Origin of the sequence: Peribacillus sp. FSL K6-5616, from assembly GCF_038008245.1 — a bacterium.
GTDB classification, from domain to species: domain Bacteria; phylum Bacillota; class Bacilli; order Bacillales; family DSM-1321; genus Peribacillus; species Peribacillus frigoritolerans.
On sequence record NZ_JBBOYT010000001.1, the window covers coordinates 4,986,462 to 5,005,847 of the forward strand.

General features: G+C 43.4%; 16 protein-coding genes. 2 read left to right on the forward strand and 14 right to left on the reverse strand.

What is annotated here, in order from left to right:
- Positions 1 to 38 precede the first annotated feature (38 nt).
- Together MHB45_RS24235 and MHB45_RS24240 are read right to left on the reverse strand one after the other, a co-directional pair.
- Positions 39 to 1,031 carry a PTS transporter subunit IIC gene (locus MHB45_RS24235; protein WP_048685684.1) on the reverse strand — a complete coding sequence of 331 codons (993 nt, stop codon included), beginning with the start codon at positions 1,029 to 1,031 and terminating at the stop codon, positions 39 to 41.
- Positions 1,032 to 1,434: 403 nt separating this feature from the next.
- Positions 1,435 to 2,340 (reverse strand): LysR family transcriptional regulator, encoded by a 906-nt coding sequence (locus MHB45_RS24240; RefSeq protein WP_048685649.1) that lies wholly within the window; start codon positions 2,338 to 2,340, stop codon positions 1,435 to 1,437.
- Between the two features lie 155 nt (positions 2,341 to 2,495).
- Between MHB45_RS24240 and gdhA the strand changes: the two genes are divergently transcribed.
- Positions 2,496 to 3,878, forward strand: a complete 1,383-nt coding sequence (gdhA, locus tag MHB45_RS24245; RefSeq protein WP_053536971.1) for an NADP-specific glutamate dehydrogenase — start codon at positions 2,496 to 2,498, stop codon at positions 3,876 to 3,878.
- 185 nt (positions 3,879 to 4,063) lie between these two features.
- Here the strand turns inward: gdhA and rbsB are convergent, their stop codons facing one another.
- From rbsB to MHB45_RS24305, 12 genes are all read right to left on the reverse strand, one after another.
- The gene (gene rbsB, locus MHB45_RS24250; protein WP_048685645.1) at positions 4,064 to 4,984 is read right to left on the reverse strand and encodes a ribose ABC transporter substrate-binding protein RbsB; all 921 of its coding nucleotides are present in this window, start codon (positions 4,982 to 4,984) and stop codon (positions 4,064 to 4,066) included.
- A gap of 15 nt (positions 4,985 to 4,999) precedes the next feature.
- Positions 5,000 to 5,944 (reverse strand): ABC transporter permease, encoded by a 945-nt coding sequence (locus MHB45_RS24255; RefSeq protein WP_034316083.1) that lies wholly within the window; start codon positions 5,942 to 5,944, stop codon positions 5,000 to 5,002.
- A gap of 1 nt (position 5,945) precedes the next feature.
- On the reverse strand, positions 5,946 to 7,427 hold the full coding sequence (locus MHB45_RS24260) for a sugar ABC transporter ATP-binding protein (RefSeq protein WP_048685643.1): 1,482 nt from the start codon (positions 7,425 to 7,427) through the stop codon (positions 5,946 to 5,948).
- An 18-nt stretch (positions 7,428 to 7,445) separates the two neighbouring features.
- A complete protein-coding gene (rbsD, locus tag MHB45_RS24265) occupies positions 7,446 to 7,838 on the reverse strand; it encodes a D-ribose pyranase (RefSeq protein WP_034316088.1) in 393 nt (130 codons plus the stop codon).
- Positions 7,835 to 8,719 carry a ribokinase gene (gene rbsK, locus MHB45_RS24270; RefSeq protein WP_063595563.1) on the reverse strand — a complete coding sequence of 295 codons (885 nt, stop codon included), beginning with the start codon at positions 8,717 to 8,719 and terminating at the stop codon, positions 7,835 to 7,837. Before rbsK ends, rbsD begins: the two co-directional genes overlap by 4 nt.
- Positions 8,716 to 9,702 carry a LacI family DNA-binding transcriptional regulator gene (locus MHB45_RS24275; RefSeq protein WP_048685640.1) on the reverse strand — a complete coding sequence of 329 codons (987 nt, stop codon included), beginning with the start codon at positions 9,700 to 9,702 and terminating at the stop codon, positions 8,716 to 8,718. Before MHB45_RS24275 ends, rbsK begins: the two co-directional genes overlap by 4 nt.
- A 335-nt stretch (positions 9,703 to 10,037) precedes the next feature.
- Positions 10,038 to 11,849: an IucA/IucC family protein gene (locus tag MHB45_RS24280; RefSeq protein WP_072272183.1), complete on the reverse strand. Its 1,812-nt coding sequence runs from the start codon at positions 11,847 to 11,849 to the stop codon at positions 10,038 to 10,040.
- A gap of 21 nt (positions 11,850 to 11,870) precedes the next feature.
- Positions 11,871 to 13,199 carry a lysine N(6)-hydroxylase/L-ornithine N(5)-oxygenase family protein gene (locus MHB45_RS24285; RefSeq protein ID WP_048685636.1) on the reverse strand — a complete coding sequence of 443 codons (1,329 nt, stop codon included), beginning with the start codon at positions 13,197 to 13,199 and terminating at the stop codon, positions 11,871 to 11,873.
- Positions 13,174 to 13,758, reverse strand: coding sequence for a GNAT family N-acetyltransferase (locus MHB45_RS24290; RefSeq protein ID WP_048685635.1), 585 nt, complete (start codon positions 13,756 to 13,758; stop codon positions 13,174 to 13,176). Before MHB45_RS24290 ends, MHB45_RS24285 begins: the two co-directional genes overlap by 26 nt.
- Positions 13,748 to 15,550: an IucA/IucC family protein gene (locus tag MHB45_RS24295; protein ID WP_161922053.1), complete on the reverse strand. Its 1,803-nt coding sequence runs from the start codon at positions 15,548 to 15,550 to the stop codon at positions 13,748 to 13,750. The genes MHB45_RS24290 and MHB45_RS24295 overlap by 11 nt, the downstream gene beginning before the upstream one ends.
- A 2-nt stretch (positions 15,551 to 15,552) precedes the next feature.
- Positions 15,553 to 17,061: a pyridoxal phosphate-dependent decarboxylase family protein gene (locus MHB45_RS24300; RefSeq protein ID WP_340908122.1), complete on the reverse strand. Its 1,509-nt coding sequence runs from the start codon at positions 17,059 to 17,061 to the stop codon at positions 15,553 to 15,555.
- Positions 17,062 to 17,068: 7 nt separating this feature from the next.
- Positions 17,069 to 18,421 (reverse strand): aspartate aminotransferase family protein, encoded by a 1,353-nt coding sequence (locus tag MHB45_RS24305; RefSeq protein WP_048685631.1) that lies wholly within the window; start codon positions 18,419 to 18,421, stop codon positions 17,069 to 17,071.
- Between the two features lie 256 nt (positions 18,422 to 18,677).
- Between MHB45_RS24305 and MHB45_RS24310 the strand changes: the two genes are divergently transcribed.
- Positions 18,678 to 19,361 carry a polyphosphate polymerase domain-containing protein gene (locus MHB45_RS24310; protein WP_048685629.1) on the forward strand — a complete coding sequence of 228 codons (684 nt, stop codon included), beginning with the start codon at positions 18,678 to 18,680 and terminating at the stop codon, positions 19,359 to 19,361.
- The last annotated feature ends 25 nt before the right edge of the window (positions 19,362 to 19,386 follow it).

The window sequence follows — 19,386 nt, forward strand, 5'->3', positions numbered from 1 at the left end:
CGGTTCCTTAACCTGGCTGGTTTCCAAGAAAACTTTGATTATGAAACTTCTAAATGAAGATCGCCTGGCTTAACTTTACCCATCATCTTCAATACGCGATGTAAGGCAAGCGTGATCACAGCTGGCAATACCATCCCCACTGCCACATAAACCAAGAACGTGTATAGCCCCTGACCGGTTATGATCGCAATCGGGGCAATCATTGAACTTAACCCCATGCCTCCAAGCTCATACGGCACTTGAAAATCGAATGCCAAGGTAGCGATAGGCGCACAGATGATTGCCGCCACAAAAGGCGGAACTACATATAATGGTTTTTTGATCAGGTTAGGAAATTGAACTTTTGGCGTAACGACCATCTGTGCCAGAAACCCGCCCATATCATTATCTTTATAAGACATGACAGTGAACCCGACAAACTGAACCGTACATCCGATTAGGGCCGCAGCACTGGAAACGGGATCTAATTGCAGGGCGATCGCCAATGCGGCGGAAGACGCCGGTGTCATCAATAAAATGCTCCATACCAAGGCTATGACCATGGAACCGATTAATGGGGAACCCTCGACCGCAGCGGTAGTTTGACTGCTTATCCATGTTAGGAGCGGAGTGGTGACAAGAGCTAGGCCATATCCCGAAACTCCACCGACAAGAACGGCACCCATTGGGATGGCCATGATGTCCAACTTCGTTTTGCCGATTATGCGCTTACCTATATATGTTGCAATCACCGCTGCCAAGACAGCACTTAGCGGCTGGCCCGTAACAATCGTGAAGGCACCCTCAGCCGTTTTGTGAATGGCAGCACCTCCAACAGCACTTGAAGCCATGGCGCTAAAGATAATTAATGAATTTCCTCCTAGCTGATAGGCGATTCCTGCTCCTAAAGCTGGTGCCAGCAAGACCTTCGCGGCCCCGCCTATTGCCAGAAAGACCTCCCAACCTAAATATCCCCCTATGGATTCAAACAATAACCCGATCCCTAATGTAACCAAAACAGCGTTGGCTATCCCTGTTGATGCCTTGTACATTCGATCGCTGATGTATTCTTTCCTGCTCACTTTATCTCCACTCCTCGTTAATTATCTGAATATTCAATTTAGGAAAATCAAAAAAAAAAATAAAGGTCTTCATTTAAAAAGCCTATTAAGTATATCGTACCACTACCTGAATGTCTGTTAATGTCTGTTCGTATAATAACATGAATTTTCTGATAATGTAAGTGATATTTTTATTCTAAAAAAATAAAAGCGCTTTCAAAAATAAAGGTTTAACACATTACTGTTCAATAAAAATCAATAACTCATTATCTCAAAATAAGTTATCCCCTTTTAAGGATGCCTACATGGAATACTTAGGTACATTTGCGACAAAAAAAAGAACCCGATTAAGGATTCTCTCATTGTATTTATGCCTTTTCTAATAGATATCATCCTATTTTTGAAATCCTTCCAATTTGGCAAAAGTGTCCTTCAAGTATTGGTAAAACAATTTCTCCGTTGGCATCAGTTCCCTATCAGTCGGAACGATGACCCCTACAGCCCTGGTTACAGATGGATTCTCCAGCGGCAGTTTAACCGTAAAACGCGGCAAGCTATCAATCAAGGAAATCTCAGGTATCAAAGTTATACCCAGACCTGCCGCCACCAGGCCTTTTATGGCATCAGTATCTTTCCCTTCAAATGCCACCTCCGGTTCAAAACCATGCAATTTGCAAGCTTTCATAACGAGATCCCTTAAAACATAACCCTTTGGAGATAAGATGAACGGATTTCCTTGAAGCTCATTCAAGGATAGTGATTTCTTCAGGGCCAAAGGATGGCTTTCTGGCAGAAGGGCAACTAAGTTCTCAATAAACAGCGTTTCCCCTTTAATTTTCTTTTCATTCACCGGCAGGGGGCCAATCAAGGCCATGTTAATGTTTCCTTTAATCACAGAATCTATCAGGTAGCGATAGGAACCTTGTTTCAATGTAAATTTCGCCTGGGGGTAACTTTCCCTGAAGTCGGAAATGACCCTTGGCAATACATAAGAAGCCAAACTGCTGGGAAACCCAATGCGGATTGTCCCTTTTTCCGGATCCAGACTTTCGGCCATCTCACGCTTGGCACGATTGATTATATCCATAGCTTGTTCCATATGAGATAAAAATGTATGGCCTATAGGCGTCAATCTAATCTTTCGGCCTTCCCTGATAAATAAGGGCACACCCAGCTCTTCTTCTAAATTGTATATTTGGCGACTGACAGCAGACTGGGCAACATGCAAATCCACTGCTGCTTCCGTCATATGTTCACGCTTTGCCACTTCAATGAAATATTCAATTTGCCTTAATTCCAATCTAAGCTCCCTCTTTCATATCAAAACAGCATGTTATTTATCTAATATTCAGATTGTTCGTTTCATTTTTAAATTATATCATGAAAGTATCATATAAAAACCGATAGACTTACCCTATTTAATATTTTATGACTTTAACTAAAGGAGAGAAAACAATGACCACTTCACAGGAAGTCGAACATGAGGAATTGCAGGTTGCCAGAGAGTTCGTAAGTCAAGTATACGCACAGGTAAAGGAACGTAATCCTCACGAAAGTGAATTCCATCAAGCCGTAAAGGAGATATTCCTTTCATTGGTCCCGGTTTTTGCAAAACATCCAGAATATATGAAAAGCGGGATATTGGAGAGGCTGGTAGAACCCGAAAGAATGATCACCTTCCGTGTCTCTTGGGTTGATGACCTGGGAAATGTTCAAGTCAACCGTGGTTTTCGTGTGCAATTCAACAGTGCAATCGGACCATTCAAAGGCGGTCTCCGTTTCCACCCCACTGTCAATTCCAGCATCATAAAGTTTCTTGGTTTCGAGCAAATCTTTAAAAACTCGCTTACTGGCCAGCCGATCGGTGGGGGTAAAGGCGGGTCGGACTTCGATCCAAAAGGAAAATCGGATGCGGAAATCATGCGTTTTTGCCAAAGCTTCATGTCGGAACTATCTCGTTATATCGGCCCTGATACAGACGTACCGGCTGGTGATATCGGAGTCGGTGCAAGGGAGATCGGTTACTTGTTCGGTCAGTATAAAAAGATGCAAGGCAGCTACCATGCCGGTGTTTTAACCGGTAAAGGCATAAGTTACGGCGGAAGCTTGGCCCGTACAGAGGCGACTGGATATGGAACGGTTTACTTTGTCGAAGAAATGCTAAAAGACAAAGGGTTACAATTCCATGGCAGCACTGTCGTTATCTCAGGGTCTGGCAATGTATCCATTTATGCCATTGAAAAAGCTACACAGCTAGGCGCTAAAGTTGTTGCATGCAGCGACTCCAATGGCTACATATATGATGAAAATGGCCTGAATCTTGATACAGTTAGACGTCTAAAAGAAGTGGAACGAAAACGTTTAAGCGAGTATGTCGATGCGCACCCGGAGGCTGTATACCATGAAGGAAGCTACGGCATCTGGTCTGTACCATGCGACATCGCCCTGCCTTGTGCCACACAAAATGAAATCGATGAAGAAGCAGCAAAATTACTGGTCAAAAATAATGTGAAGGCAGTCGGTGAGGGCGCTAATATGCCTTCAACCCTTGAGGCCATTGATGTATTCCTTAATAACGGCATCCTTTTTGGACCAGCAAAAGCAGCCAATGCAGGCGGCGTAGCCGTGTCTGCACTCGAAATGGCCCAAAACAGTGCCAGGATGCCTTGGACTTTCGAAGAAGTCGATGCCAAGCTGCATGAGATCATGAAAAATATCTATAAAAACAGCATAGAGGCCGCCGAAGCATATGGTGCGCCTGGCAATTTAGTTGTCGGGGCCAATATTGCCGGATTCCTTAAAGTGGCGGATGCGATGCTGACTCAAGGTGTACTCTAGCAATCAATAGATGTAATGGGCGGTTCCGACACGGGGCCGCCTAAAAAAATGAACTCACTTTTCTATCTCCCTCTTATTGATATCATTTCAAGCTGAATATCCACACTAAAATCACATCAATGAGATCAAAACACTACAAAAAGAGTGCCGGAAGATTTCCGGCACTCTTTTTGTTTGGGAGACAATCACTCTTTGGTGACCAATTTCAATGGAACGGATATTGTGTCATCCACTTTGTCGCCTTTTAAGATCTTTTCAGCCGCATTAACCGCTTCTTCACCGATAAGTGCCGGTTGTTGGGCGATTGTTGCTTTTAGTTCACCGTTTTCAACTGCTTTCAAAGCATCATCATTTCCGTCAAAGCCAACGACGATGATGTCTTTGCCTGCCGCCTTGATTGCTTCAATGGCTCCTAGTGCCATTTCATCATTATGGGCGAATACCGCTTGGATGTCTTTATTGCCTTGCAGGATATTTTCCATTACGTTAAGCCCTTTTGTCCGGTCGAATTCCGCCGTTTGACTTGTCAGGACCTCTAACTGCTTGTCCGCAATATTATGGAAACCTTTCCCGCGTTCACGAGTTGCTGATGCTCCGGATACCCCTTCAAGTTCCACTACTTTCGCTTTTTCGCCAAGCTCTTTAACTAGATATTCTGCAGCCATTTCCCCGCCAGCCACATTATCGGAAGCGATGAACGTTTCAATGTCGCCTTCGTCTGAAGAGCGGTCAATCGTGATAACGGGAATGCCCGCATCATTTGCATCTTTAACGGCTGAAGATATTGCCGCAGAGTCAGTTGGATTCACAAGAAGGACATCAACCTTTTGAAGGATTAAATCTTCAATTCCGCTGATTTGCTTTGCCGTATCATCCTGGGCGTCAACAACTGTGACTTTCATGCCCTTTTCTTTTGCCTCTTTTTCAATACCATCTTTTAAGGAAACGAAGAATGGGTTGTTTAAAGTAGAGATGCTGACCCCGACTTTCACGTCTTTCATCGAGTCTTTCTTTTCCTTTTTATCATCTGTTAGACCAGAATCCATTGAACAGGCAGCCAAGACCATTAAAGAAAGAACCATGATGATCGTTACTATTTTTTTCATTGATTACACCTCTTCTTATGATTTTTTACGGTCAAGTAAGACCGCGATTAATATAACTGCACCTTTTACCACTTGCTGGTAGAAGGAGGATACACCAAGTAAGTTCATGCCGTTATTCAAGGTACCGATGATCAGGACACCCACCAGCGTACCGAACAACCGCCCTTTACCGCCTGAAAGGCTCGTTCCGCCCAGCACCACGGCTGCGATGGCATCCATTTCATAGGATTGTCCTGCCGTCGGCTGTGCCGAATTCAGACGCGATGTTAAAATGGCACCGGCGATTGCCGCCATCGTACCAGCCAGACCATATATGGCCACCTTGACCCGGTCAACTTTAATCCCCGAAATCCGGGAAGCCCTTTCATTTCCGCCGATGGCATATGTTTTACGGCCAAAGGATGTTTTATGAAGCAGGAACCATAGGATCATGAAAGCGATGATCATCACAACGGCCGGTACCGGCACGCCCAGGAAGTAACCTCTCCCAAGCATCTGAAACATAACGGAATCGCCAATTCCAGTAATCGGCTTTCCATCCGTGTACACAAGCGTTAATCCCCGGAAAATCGTCATGGTGGCCAGTGTCACGATGAAAGGGGCCATCTTACCCTTTGAAACGAGAATCCCATTGATTACACCCATTATTGCACCTAGTAGAATGCCCACCAATATGGCCAAGATCGGATCTAATCCCGAGACCATCATACCAGCCATGAGTGCGCTGGATAGAGCTAAAATGGAACCGACGGACAAGTCGATGCCGCCTGTCAATATGATAAAGGTCATTCCAAATGCAATAAGTGCATTGATGGAGGTTTGACGCAATAAATTCAAAATATTATTCGGTTCCATGAATGATGGATTTAAAACGGTTATTACGATAAATAAAAGTACCAGGGCGAGTAACGGACCAAATTTTTGCCAAATCCCGCTTTTCCCTGTAGCCTCAAGTTTCATCCTAGTTCCCTCCTGTCGCCAATGCCATTATTTTTTCTTGCGTCGCTTCCTGCTTTAACAATTCCCCAGCAATCCCACCTTCGTGAACCACAAGGATTCTATCGCTCATTCCAATGATTTCCGGAAGTTCCGAGGAAACCATGATGATGGCGATGCCTCGTTCCGTCAATTCATTCATCAATTCGTAAATTTCACGTTTTGCACCAACATCTATGCCCCGGGTCGGTTCATCCATAATTAAAACTTTAGGGGAAGTGCCGATCCATTTGGCGATTACCACCTTCTGTTGATTTCCTCCGGATAGGTTGCCGATGATCGTTTCAGTAGAAGATGTCTTCACGTGAAGGCGCTTAATCATCATTTCGGCAAAGTTCATCTCATCTTCCGTTTTCACGATACCGCTAGGAGCAAAACTCTTGAGATTCGGCAAGCCGATATTTTCCCTTACAGAAAAGTCGAGGATCAATCCCTCTTCTTTACGATTTTCCGTAATGAAAGCCAGGCCGTGTCGAACTGCATCCGTTGGTTTTCGTATGGAAACTTTCTTGCCTTCAATGGTGATTTCACCGCTGTCTATTTGGTCGACACCAAAAAGGGCGCGCATTATTTCCGTTCTGCCTGCTCCCATTAATCCGGCTACACCGACAATCTCACCTTGCCGAACCGCGAAATGGATATCTTCAAAAAGCCCCTTTCTGGTTAAACCTTTCACATCAAGGACTATGTCGCCAGGATTCGCTTCACGATGAGGAAAACGGTCCTCCAGCTCCCGCCCGACCATTTTCTGAACGACTTCATCGAAATTTGTATCTGCAATTCTTTTCGTATCGACTGTCTTTCCGTCACGCATTACGGTGATCCTGTCACAAATGGCGAATATTTCTTCCATTCGGTGAGAAATATAAACAAGCGATACACCCTTTTTGGTAAGCCCCCTCATCACTTCAAAGAGCTTCTCTATTTCCCTATCAGTCAAAGCGGCCGTTGGCTCGTCCATGATGATGACTTCGGCATCCGTCATGAGCGCCTTGGCAATTTCAATCATTTGCTGTTCACCGACAGAACAGAATCCGGCTTCCTTATCAAAAGGAAGGGAAATATTAAGTGTTTTAAAAATCTCTTTTGCACGCGCTTTCATTTGTTTCGTCTTCAGGACACCGAAGGCATTCACCATTTCCCTGCCGATAAATAGATTCTCCAGCACGGTCATTTCGGGCCAAATATTCAATTCCTGACGGATAAAGGCCATTCCCGCCTCTTCGGCTTCCTTTGAATCCTTGAAGGAGGTTTCTTTACCGTTAATCTCGATCGTTCCTTGATCTTGTTTATGCAGCCCGGTCAAAATGTTCATCAAGGTTGATTTCCCCGCTCCATTTTCCCCCATTAGTGCATGCACTTCCCCAGCCTCTAAAGAAAAATGAACACCTTCCAATACCTTGTTTTGACCAAATGCTTTATAAATATTGTGCATTTCGATTTGCATGCTCATCATCTCATTTCTTTAAAAGAATACTCCAGACTGCAATATGCAATTTGAATATGGCGTCGTCTCCCCGGTCCGGATAATGGCTTTCGCGTTACTTGTCAGCCTTTTAAAATCCTCATGGGAAACATATTCAATCGCTGCTCCGAATTGCTGCTCCATGTATTGATGTTGTTCCGGGTTTTTAACCTTCACTTCTGTGGCAGCGATAACTTTTTCAACAACCATATCTTCGTGAACCGCCCGGACGACATCTTGAAATGATGGCGTCCCAGGGGTCAATGCCAAATCTATCTTGCAAACTCCGGGCGGCACCGGCAGCCCGGCATCACCTACGACAATATAATCGGTATGACCAAGGTCAACCAGGACCTTGGCTATTGAACTATTGATGATTCCTTGACGTTTCATGCTTCAAAGCCCCTCTCGACCTCTACCCTTTGCGGCATGCCGCCTTGAGCGCCTAATTTCGTCACGGAAATGGAAGCTGCCCGGTTCGCGAACAACAAACTTTCGCCAAAACTTTTTCCTTCTGCAACAGCCACCGCAAAGGCAGCATTGAATGTATCCCCTGCACCTGTTGTATCCACCGCTTCCACTTCAAAGCTTGGAACAATCTTTTCTTCATGTCCATCAAAGTAACGGACGCCATTTTTTCCTTCGGTAATGAATAATTTATTTGGATACTCAGTCAAGACTTCCGTTCTATCTCTCCCATCGAATAGTATCTCGAATTCATGTTCATTCGGAGTAAGGAAGGATGCCTGTTGAATGACAGCCTCGCTTAGCTTGCGGGCGGGAGCTGGATTCAATAGTAATCTCTTTTGAAGCATGTTGCACAAGTCAGCCAGATACTCCACAGTTTCCTCAGGTATTTCCTGCTGAACCATCACGATATCCGATTCCTCTATCACCTTTTTCGCCTTTTCTACATATTCAGGAGTAATGAAATCATTTGCACCTTTTACGACTATAATGCTGTTATCACCTTCCGAAAGGGTAATGTGTGCTGTCCCGGAAGCAGAACCTGTAACCGGTTCCACATACTGCGTGTTTACATGATTCTTTTTCAGATTTTCTAAGATGATCTCTCCATAGACATCATCTCCCACACATCCAACCATTGACACTTCTGCACCAAGACGTGCCGCTGCAACAGCCTGATTGGCTCCCTTTCCTCCAGGAACCGTGATAAAGGACTCTCCTAAAACCGTTTCCCCCGCCATTGGCCGTTTAGCTGATGTCACCACTAAGTCCATAGACGAGCTTCCCACTACTGCAATTCTAATCATGTCTTCTCCGCCTTCCTTCTCGTTGTTTGTCTCTCCACAAAAGAAACAGGGAGCTTTTTATGTGTTACTTCCATTTTTTCTTGATTGATCCTTTTAATTAGCATTTCCGCCGCATGTGCCCCCATCTCATAGGCTGGCTGCCGAATGGTCGATAACGGTGGGTGCAATAACGCTGTGAAGGAGATATCATCATAGCCGATCAATTGTATGTCTTCCGGTATCCGTATTCCCCGTTTTAAAATCTCTTGAAGTGCGGCGGCTGCAACAATATCATTACAAGCAATGATTCCATCCGTTTCCGGATATTGCTCGAAAAGCTGCTTGACGCATGTTTGGCCGCCCTGAAGAGTCAGGGATGAATCCATGACTTGCACGTTCACTTTTGCTTGTTTCAATTCTTCCAATGCTGCCATATACCGTTCATATACAGGCTTTATTTCCACTGGCCCCCTAATGAGGACGATATTCGTACTGCCTCTATCCAGCAATACGCGTGCTGCCAGCTTACCGCCTGTCCTTTGATCGGAATAAACAGCTGGTAATTTCTCTGCTGTACGGTCGAGAAGGACAACTGGAATATCCAGATTATCGAAATTCTCATTGGCTTCTTCACTAGTTGAAGCAATCATGCCCACTACATTGTTTTGCAGGAAAGTGTCAATATATTCTATTTCTTTATCTCGCTTTTCATCACTATTTCCAAAAATCAACCGATAACCAAACTGCTGCAGATAATCCTCGACACCTCTTGCCATTTCTGGGAAGAAGGGATTCGTAATGTCCGGCAAAATCAAACCAACCAATTTGGATTTACGATTGTAGAGGGATCTTGCCACTTCATTCGGTTTATAATTTAATTTTTCAACAGCTGCCATGACCACCTTTTTTGTGTCCTCATGTGCATAACCACTGCCATTCATAACTCTGGAAACCGTTGCCACAGAAACTCCAGCTTCCTTTGCCACATCCCGAATAGTTGCCAAAATATCACCCTCTACGCTTTTGTGTAACCGTTTACACATAGCTTATCACCAATTTAAATGAACGGCAAGCCCTATCTCAAAGATAATTTTTAGTGAATTTGACCCAAAGAGGATAACACAATCCGTCTTTTATGCGTACATTTCGTCTCTTTGATTTTCCCTTTTATAGGTTTAACACCCACATTACCTCAAGATTTAATCTATTTAAATCATAAAAGACTGTAGACAACATCAGTTCTACCTTACCGTTAAAACTAAGTTGATTGGAGCGGAAATCAACGGTCAAATTGTAAAACCATAAGAAAACTGGCTCAAAAGTCTGAGCCAGTTTAACTTTATAGCGTTTTTGCAGATAACTTTTCATAAAGGGCATTATTCACATGCCCAAACTCAGATGCATGCGGACGGTCTTCACCATCGCTATACCCATATTGAAGCATCCGATTTCTATTCAGGCAGAGCTTTGTTAATTTTGGCGCAAAGAAATTGAACGTATCGAAACGATCCTGTAACATAGGGAATTTTTTCTGATGTGTAAGGATTGTTCGAGCGACGCCTTCCCAAAAAGCATTCTCATCCAAAAGGGACCTCTTCATCAGAAGTGTTGACAAGTATCGGAAATGACAGATGAATAGTCCCGTGAAAATGAATTGAACCAGCCCCTCCGGAGTCTCACTTCTTAGTACTTTCCTTAAATCATCAGGCAGGCTGCTTAATTCAGGAAGCGGCTGATCACTTACGTTTACATCATCTACAAAATCCTTGATGGCCAAACGGTGAGGTTTGTAATCCTTCAAAACTAAAATGGTATTTTGACCATGCGGCGAGAAGACCAATCCATATTGATAGATGAAATGCAGTAATGGTGATAGGATGACGTCAAATAATTGAGCTGTCCAGGCTTCTGCAGTCAATCCCGATTTTTCAATAAGACTTTCCACATATGGTTTACCTTTGCTGTCGGCATGTAAAAGGGACGCAAGCGTAATGGGCTTTTCTCCTTCTTCCATATAACTGTAAATGCTTTCTCTCCAAATCCCCCCCAGCATCTCCAAATATTGATACGGTACATTCTCTAGCTTGGAATAATACGGGTGATCAACATTTAAACTGGCCACTTCACCAGGAAGCACTACTTTGCATTGTTCTTTCAAGAATGAATCATTTTCATAAATATTCTTTATATACGTTGTGATTTTTGGGGCAATGACCGTGCGTTCAGCTGGCAATCCACGGTATACTAGCGTATTTAAAATGCTCATCGGCAGCTTGACGTGGTGTTTATCCTTATTCGATACATTAACAAATGTCCGGATGGATTGTTGCGGCAAATATTTATCAGGACCATTTCCCAAAGCTACGATCAGCCCTTTAGCCAAGTCATCGGTAAAGTTCTGGATGATTACATTCTTCCACTGCCATTCATGAACTGGGAGGTAGTAATAGTTTTCTGCGTTCAGCCCTTTTTCTGTCAATGTCTTTGCAAATGATTTTTGGGTTTCCCCATCCAGTTCATTCTCCATCAATTGCTTATAGGATAACGTTTCGACTGAATTGAACTCACCCCTGGTTTTATGGACGGCAATCCAGGATAACTGAACTTCCTTCTGGTTTTCTGGGGCGAACTTCAAATAATCATCATAACCGAAACCGATTCTTCCCTTGTTATAAGCAATCCAAGGGTGACCGCTCATTTCGCCTTCAAGTAATGCATAATCCAGTTCGACTAAATCATCCGCATCTTGTTCAGGTTTTGATAGCAGTTGGAGATCCGCAAGCAGCGTATGATGGAATTCTTTGATTAAATGTCCTGTTGTTTCTGCAGTCATCCCAATTAATGGCTGGATGTCCAAAATGAATTGAATAGCATCTTTAGCCTGTGTAAAACCTTCCGTTTCACATACCTGGATCGACTCGGCCTGTACTTCATAGCTGTCAAAAAGACGGGGCGACGCTAAAAATCGATAAGATTTCCCCTCATTTATCTTTAACTCATATAGATTTCCTGCTGCGTTTTCGTTCAGGACAGCTGGATGGATCATATCTTCATACATATACTCAGAAATCATCTTGGCCAGCAGGTTTTGGTTTACTATCGACCAATTTTTTTCTGAAACTGCCTGTTCCACTTCATTTATGAACTGCATATAATTCTCCCTTCCCTTTTCTTAGTAAGCCATGACGGGTGTTTTTACACGGAATGACTGAAATGCACCCTTTGGCTTCGATGGATAAACTTCTTTACCTGCCAATTGATTGATGATAATCGAGTTTCGGAATGCCCCCAGGCCTAGATCCGGAGCACCCACACCATGTGTATGTATCTCGCCATTTTGAATAAATAGGTGATTCGGTGTAGAGATGGCCGTCCCTACCTTATAGTCTTTCGTTATTGCAAGACGCCCCAAGTCATCGCGGACTAAATGGTCTTCCATCGTTTCAAGGAATGCCGGAAGGGTTGATTTATATCCCGTCCCAAACACAATCGCCTCTGTGTCCACATCAAATTCGCTATCTTCAACCCACTGTCGGCATTTCAATTGCCAGCCATTTTCGGCGGGTGTAACTGCCGCAACTTCCGTCATGGCCCGAAGTTCAATGGCAAGTTCGGCATTTCCAATCGATTTCTCATACATCTTGTCAAAAATTGCTGCAATGGTGGTAGCGCTAATCCCTTTATACAATAAATCCTGTTTCGGCAGGATTTCATCCTTCTTTTCCTGCGGCAGCCGATAAAAGAAATCAAGGTAATCTGGAGTGAAGTATTCCAACCCGAGTTTTGAATATTCCATAGGGAAAAATCCCTTGGATCTTGTATACCAGTTTAGCTGGTAGCCATATTCCTCCTGCTCATTAAGCAAATCCAGAAAGACCTCGGCTGCACTCTGTCCAGATCCGACTACCGTTACGGATTTTTTCTTTAAGACGTTTTCTTTATTCCGTAAATAATCGGCCGAATGCAGGATGCTCTCTCCCATATAGGGCTGAAAGGCCGATGGAACAGTCGGGGAACTGCCAATTCCCATGACTACATGGCGGCTATAATAGACTTCGATCTTTTGTGTTTGTACATCCCTTACACTGATTTGATAGCAGGGTTCACCTTGATCTCCTATATATTCAACCGCCTCCACCGCTTTGCCGAAACGGCAGCTATCAAGTTGATGGGCAGCCCAGCGGCAATAGTCGTTATATTCTTTTCGTGGAATCAGGAATTTTTCCAGGAAGTAGAAATGATAAAGCCGATCATGCTGCTGTAAATAATTCAGGTAGCTATATGGGCTTGTCACATCTGCCATGCTAACCAGATCGGCAAAGAACGGCACTTGCAGCGTTGTCCCTTCCAGCAGCATCCCTTCATGCCAATTAAATTCCCCCTTTTTCTCAAAAAAGACGGCATTCAACTCCGGGGTTTTCTCCAAAAGGGCCGCAAGTCCAAGGTTAAATGGACCAATCCCTATCCCTACCAGGTCATAGATAGATTGTTGCTTCTCCATAGTTCCACTTCCTCTCGAAATTCCCCCGTGTGCATGACATAAGCAATGCTGTTTTGTCAGGGAGTTCTATCTCTTTAATTGGGGTAAACCCGCATTTTTCGAATAAATGAATCATCTTTGCATTCCTGATATCCGGTTCAGCCATCACTTTGTTTGTTGTTGAAGTCAGTAGTTGGAATTTCACCATTGCCCGTAAAAACGGCAAAGCCAGTCCTTTTCCCAGGTAATCCGGATCACCAATGAGTAAGTGAATGCCTTGATCTCCCTCTTCGGATTCATAATAATCTTCGATGATATCGCCTTTTACCCAATACGATTCCCAATAGCTCATGGGAATGGAGTCCAAACAGCCTAAATAGAGTGTTTGGTGTGTATCAGCCAATGCCTTTTTTAAATGAACAGCGAATTTTTCTTTTGTGAAATTCAAATTCCAGTAGGGTATCACATGATCTTCATGCATCCATTCATGCAGTGTATCCAAATCCCTCTCAAATTCAACTTTGACAAATGAAAGCTGTTTATTGCAGTCCTTGAGCATTTCTTCATAACTATTTTTCATGGACGGCCATAACCCCCTGCGCGAACGGATTATCAATCGTTGTATAAACGGATTGTGTCTCAAGTGAACCGACAAGCTCATCCATATCATGGAATCGTGTCAGTAAATTAGCCTTACAAGATAATTCCCCGGCATGAAGCAACTTTGAGACAACTCGATTCACCCCTTCATCTTCGCTATCCCTGCTGCATGTTTCCAGTTGTTCCTGAACGAGCTGTAAAAGTTTGTTCTCTGATACTAATCCTTCTGTTCCAAAATTATTGATTAAGCCTAATAAGTGATTAAAAAAGAAATAGTATTGCAGTCTTTCTTCAGCGACTTCATCAGAACAAATCGTGAAGCTTTTTTCACTTAGTTCCGGCATGATCTTCTGCAGCCTGTCCACTTTGGACTCACAATAGTAATACCCTTGATTATCACGATAATAAAAAGCGGCTGGATACCCATCTTGAAGTTGAATGATGGAATTTTGTTGATGGGCTTCCAAAACGATTCCATACTCTTCAAATAGCCAAAGCATCGGTTTCAATGTCATGGACAGATAGGTTTTGAACCAATCCTTACTTACTTCTTCGGTACTGCGGTCTTCTTCAGCTGATAATTTGCGGATGATCGCTCCAAGCCTTGATGGTGCACCATAAGCATTATCCTGACATAAGCCGGCAATCAGGCTTGCTTGTTTATCGTTTTCATAAAAAGGATTTTCCCGGATATCAACATCGAATCCCGATTCTTGCTCGGTCGTTTTGATCGTTAAGTAAGCAGGATCCTTGATGATACGGAAGGAGGGGTGCCGTTCTTTTAGATCGTCTCCCACTTTAGAATCCATTAATTTTGCAATTTCGACACCGCGATCTAATTCTTTTTGCAGATTAGCACGTAAGGAATTCGTGATTTTAACCGGAACGGAAAATTTGTACATATATCTTGATGTGGGACTATATACCGTTCTAAATGAAGAAGTGGCCGTGAATTTTTTCCCGAGCGGCCCTGCATAAACTAGTGTCCCTTGCTCGATTAGCTTTTTGAACTCTTCTTTTTCGATAAGGGCTTTTGCCTGGAGCGGGTGTGCCGGGATGATGGTATATCGGCTTTCCTCTTGGCAATACGTTCGACGGAATTCACTGGATATCTCCAAGTCACCGGCTAATTCCTGTTTGATGATCTCACTTGCCGATCGGTCTTCACTGGAATCCTGGATGACAATCGAAGGATCTGCCAGGAAGTAGTGGAGCTGAAACTGCCCTTTTAATTCGGGTGAATAGATCCATTCATCTTTTTCCGAAATGCCTTGCTTGCTTTTCGGTGTCGGATGGAACAGGTGCCCGAATAAAAGCGACTGTTCTGCTTCGATATAGGTGAAATCGGGACTTTGAAGGGCATCAGCGTCTTCGGTCCTGGCTTCGACATACCGTTGAATATTTTGGCTGCTTAGGATGACACGCAGCATCAATTCATCTTCACTATCCGTCCGGCCCTGCTCATTCAATAATTCTTTAGAAACAATTGAGACCATTGTCACGTAATCTAATTCATGCACTTGTTTGGATCCCGTTTGATAGTAAACCGGGAAGTGGAAAATATGACGCCCCGTTTCCGACCAATATTTAAGCGGAACAAGCAATGCAATGTCTTGGGATGTGAGCTTACTGACCATTAATGAATCCGGAATGGACCCCTCCAAATTCGGCCAGTTTTTCGTTTCTTCTAACCTGCAATTTCCGGTTTCCCGGAAATAGCAATTCAGAAAGCTTTGCATCGTCGCCCTTTCAGCTATTTGCTTACCATTCATCTTCATTCCTCCATCATCTTGAACATTTCACCTAATACTCGTATTTCGTCTAAAATGTCCTCTATGTGTTCAAGCCTTGTCATTGGGTTCAATAGTGTCATTTTTAAATATACCTGTCCTTCAAAACGTGTTTTTGCTAAAAATGCCCGTCCGCTTTTCAGTAATTCCTGCTGAATCTGTTTATTTAATAGATTGACTAACTGATCGCTTTCTCCTTCGGGATTATAACGGAATACAACCGCATTCAATTCAGGGGCTTTATTCAATACTGTGAATCCTTCCTCTTTATCGATCTTCACAGCCACCTCACGTGCAAGGTGACAAGTATAATCGATCATTTCGGCAAAGGTATCCAGTCCAACGACCTTCAATGACATCCAGAGCTTCAGTGCGTCGAACCTTCTCGTCGTTTGAACCGATTTATTGACTAAGTGAACCATGCCCTCCGCTTCATCTTCCTGTGGATTCAAGTAATCTGCGTGATGCTGGATATATTGAAATGAGTTGCTGTCAGAGACAAGAAAAGCACCACAGCTGATGGGTTGATAGAATAATTTGTGAAAATCAACCGTAATCGAGTCGGCCCGTTCAATACCGCTGATTAAGTCTTTGTAATCCTTACTTAAAATCATCGCGCCTCCATATGCAGCGTCCACATGCAGCCATATCCCATTCTTCCTTGCAGCTTCGGACAACTCATGTAATGGATCGATTGAACCAAAATCCGTTGTTCCGCAAGTTGCAACGATGGCAAATGGCAGTAATCCCTGTTTCTCCAAAAGCAGCAATTGATGATTTAATTCGTCTATGGACAAACGGTGATTTGCATCCGTTTTGATCGTGATTACAGCCTGTTCTCCAAGCCCCAGCTGTGCCGCTGACTTCCGAACCGTAAAGTGGGCAGCCTCTGAGCATAAGATCCGCAATTTACTCGCCTCGACCGGCAAGCCATGCTGTTGTACGTCAACACCCCAGAATTTCTTACAATATGCGTCCCTAGCCAATAGCAGGCCCATATAATTAGATTGGGTTCCACCGCTTGTGAAAATCCCATCCGCTTGTTCCGGTAACCCTACCTGGCTGCAAAGCCAATCTATTAAACGCTCTTCAACGAAGGTTGCCGACGAGCTTTGGTCCCATGAATCCATGGATTGATTCAACGTACCGATAACCATTTCGGCAGCAACGGCAGGTATTAATGTCGGGCAATGCAAATGTCCGATACAAGCAGGGCTGTGTACATTGATGCTGTCGTTAATAACAAACTCTGCCAGCTCATCCGCCACTGCTTCCAGTGTCTCCCCTTTTAGGGAAGCGGGGGACCGCCCGCTTAATCTTGCTTCGATTTCATACGGTTTTTTCCCAGAGTATGGTGAATGATTCCCTTTTAAAAAGTTGGTCAGCTTTTTTTCAATGATTTTCAATGACTGGCTGTAGTTATTGAAGCCTTCTTCGTTATTCAAGAACATCCGGGAATAAGCAAAGTCCGTTTTATTTATCGTTTTGATCATTGATCATTCACCCTCTTGCAACAGCTGCACGAACAGCTTGTTCAAAAATTGCAGTGGCCTCGCGAAGCTGGGATTCAGTTACGATCAATGGAGGCAAGAACCTCACTACACTTCCATGTCTGCCGCCAACTTCCAGAATCAACCCTCTTTGAAAACATTCCTGTTGAATGGCACTGGCAAGTTGCGAATCAGCAGGATGGCTTCCATTCGCATTTTGCGGTTCTTCATGATTGATCATTTCTACTCCGACCATTAATCCCCGGCCCCTGACATCGCCGATCTGCTTAATATCTTTTTGCAAATCTTTAAGAATATCCTTTAAGAGTTCTCCCATTTTAGCGGCATGCTCCACAAGATTCGTCTCTTTCATGAATTTTAAAGTCGCTGTTCCTGCTGCCATCGCCATTTGATTTCCGCGGAACGTACCGATATGTGCACCTGGTGACCATAGGTCCAGCTCTTTGTTATAAATCACCACCGATAATGGAAGACTTCCGCCTATTGCTTTGGATAGGACAAGAACGTCCGGGACGATTCCTGCATGTTCAAAGGCAAACATCTTCCCTGTACGGCCGATACCTGATTGAACTTCGTCGATAATAAGTGGAATGCCCTTCTCTTTCGTTATTCTTCTGATTTCCTTAAGCCATGGAATTGGAGCTGGTATGGAACCTCCCTCGCCTTGTACTGCCTCCAAAATCATCCCTGCAGGTGCCAATAATCCTGATTCGGGATCATTCAATAGATTTTCGATATACTGGCTGCTGATTTTATGGCTTTCTTCTCCCCCTACTCCGAAGGGACAGCGATATTGATAGGGATACGGAAGGAATTGCACATCTGGCATTAACCCTTGGATTTTTTCCTTTGGTTTTGTATTGCCGCTGATTGACATCGTTGCATGCGTTGCCCCATGGTAAGCTCCCTGGAAAGATAAAATGCTTCTGTTGCCTGTCGCTGTCTTAACTAGTTTAAGTGCTGCCTCGATGGCATCTCCGCCAGTAGGGCCGCAGAATTGAATTTTTGCATTTTTTCTGAATTCCTCTGGCAGGCATTCAAAAATTTCATCGACGAATTGTTCTTTGATCGGCGTCGTAAAGTCCAATGTATGTAAAGGACGTTTATCCTTAATAACTTTTTCCATCGCTTCAAGCACTGCCGGATGATTGTGTCCGAGTGCTAATGTTCCAGCCCCGGCAAGAAAATCAATATATCGTTTTCCATCCATGTCTGTCAGGTAAATTCCCTCCGCCTGATCGATCGCCATGGGTAATCTTCTAGGATAAGATCGGGCATTTGATTCCCTTGTATTTTGTTGTTCCAGTAGTTGGTCATTTTTCGTAAGCGTGTTCGTTATCATAGTGAACCTCCATGTATTGAATTAATTGAGAATAATTATCATTATCGTGTAACCTATTCTAATGATAATGATAATTATTCTCAATGAGTAAATTCACTCATTTTTCTTCTAGTAAATTCCAATAAAATTAAGAAAAGGTTAAAACTGGGGCCTACTCTCTATTAATCTATTGAACATAAAATTGTTGTTAAGGTTTTATTAAGATTCTGTTTATAAGCTGAATGCAGTCAAAAATCAAGGAAAAGGAGGAACAACAATGAATGGTTTAAAGGGAAGGCGGGAACTCAAACATGCAATCACCAAAGCTGATTGTCATTTATTAAGAAAAAACCTGCAAAACTTCATGAGGCTTGATCCGCATGGGCTGGATGGGAAATATTTAATTCGAAGTGTCTATTTCGATAACTTTGACAATAAAATCCTGCGGCAAAAAACAGAGGGATTTTATCACAGGGATAAGTTCCGGGCTAGACTTTATGATCTTGATACCGATTTCATCAATCTAGAAAAGAAGAGTAAGCGGAATAACCTTACCTATAAACAGAAGTGCAGGCTTTCTGCTAGAGAATACGAACGGATTCGTTCAGGGGATATACATTGGATGTCCGGGGATTCAAGGGATATCCTTAGGGACTTATATGTTCAAATGACCCTTTTCCAAATCAAGCCGACAACCGTCGTTGACTATGAAAGGGAGGTATTCATCTATGAATATGGAAATGTGCGGGTCACCTTTGACAGTAATGTGAAAACGAGCTATAGGGATACGGACTTCCTGAATCCCGAATTAATCATGGTTGATGCTTTAGACCCAGATTGTGTCATCCTGGAAATAAAGTTCGACGAATTTCTTCCGGATATCATCAAACAATTGTTATCCATCATCGATACTAGAAAAACAGCTTTTTCAAAATACCAATTAAGCAGAAGATACGGCTGATTGCAGCAAACACATAATATTTGGA

Excerpts from the sequence above, each read along its gene's own strand:
- MHB45_RS24300 (WP_340908122.1), bottom strand. The coding sequence starts at position 17,061 with ATGATCAAAACGATAAATAAAACGGACTTTGCTTATTCCCGGATGTTC.
- MHB45_RS24285 (WP_048685636.1), bottom strand. The coding sequence starts at position 13,199 with ATGGAGAAGCAACAATCTATCTATGACCTGGTAGGGATAGGGATTGGT.
- MHB45_RS24280 (WP_072272183.1), bottom strand. The coding sequence starts at position 11,849 with ATGCAGTTCATAAATGAAGTGGAACAGGCAGTTTCAGAAAAAAATTGG.
- rbsD (WP_034316088.1), bottom strand. The coding sequence starts at position 7,838 with ATGAAACGTCAAGGAATCATCAATAGTTCAATAGCCAAGGTCCTGGTT.
- gdhA (WP_053536971.1), top strand. The coding sequence starts at position 2,496 with ATGACCACTTCACAGGAAGTCGAACATGAGGAATTGCAGGTTGCCAGA.
- MHB45_RS24255 (WP_034316083.1), bottom strand. The coding sequence starts at position 5,944 with ATGAAACTTGAGGCTACAGGGAAAAGCGGGATTTGGCAAAAATTTGGT.
- rbsB (WP_048685645.1), bottom strand. The coding sequence starts at position 4,984 with ATGAAAAAAATAGTAACGATCATCATGGTTCTTTCTTTAATGGTCTTG.
- MHB45_RS24235 (WP_048685684.1), bottom strand. The coding sequence starts at position 1,031 with ATGTACAAGGCATCAACAGGGATAGCCAACGCTGTTTTGGTTACATTA.
- MHB45_RS24260 (WP_048685643.1), bottom strand. The coding sequence starts at position 7,427 with ATGCAAATCGAAATGCACAATATTTATAAAGCATTTGGTCAAAACAAG.
- rbsK (WP_063595563.1), bottom strand. The coding sequence starts at position 8,719 with ATGATTAGAATTGCAGTAGTGGGAAGCTCGTCTATGGACTTAGTGGTG.
- MHB45_RS24290 (WP_048685635.1), bottom strand. The coding sequence starts at position 13,758 with ATGAAAAATAGTTATGAAGAAATGCTCAAGGACTGCAATAAACAGCTT.
- MHB45_RS24305 (WP_048685631.1), bottom strand. The coding sequence starts at position 18,421 with ATGATAACGAACACGCTTACGAAAAATGACCAACTACTGGAACAACAA.
- MHB45_RS24310 (WP_048685629.1), top strand. The coding sequence starts at position 18,678 with ATGAATGGTTTAAAGGGAAGGCGGGAACTCAAACATGCAATCACCAAA.
- MHB45_RS24295 (WP_161922053.1), bottom strand. The coding sequence starts at position 15,550 with ATGAATGGTAAGCAAATAGCTGAAAGGGCGACGATGCAAAGCTTTCTG.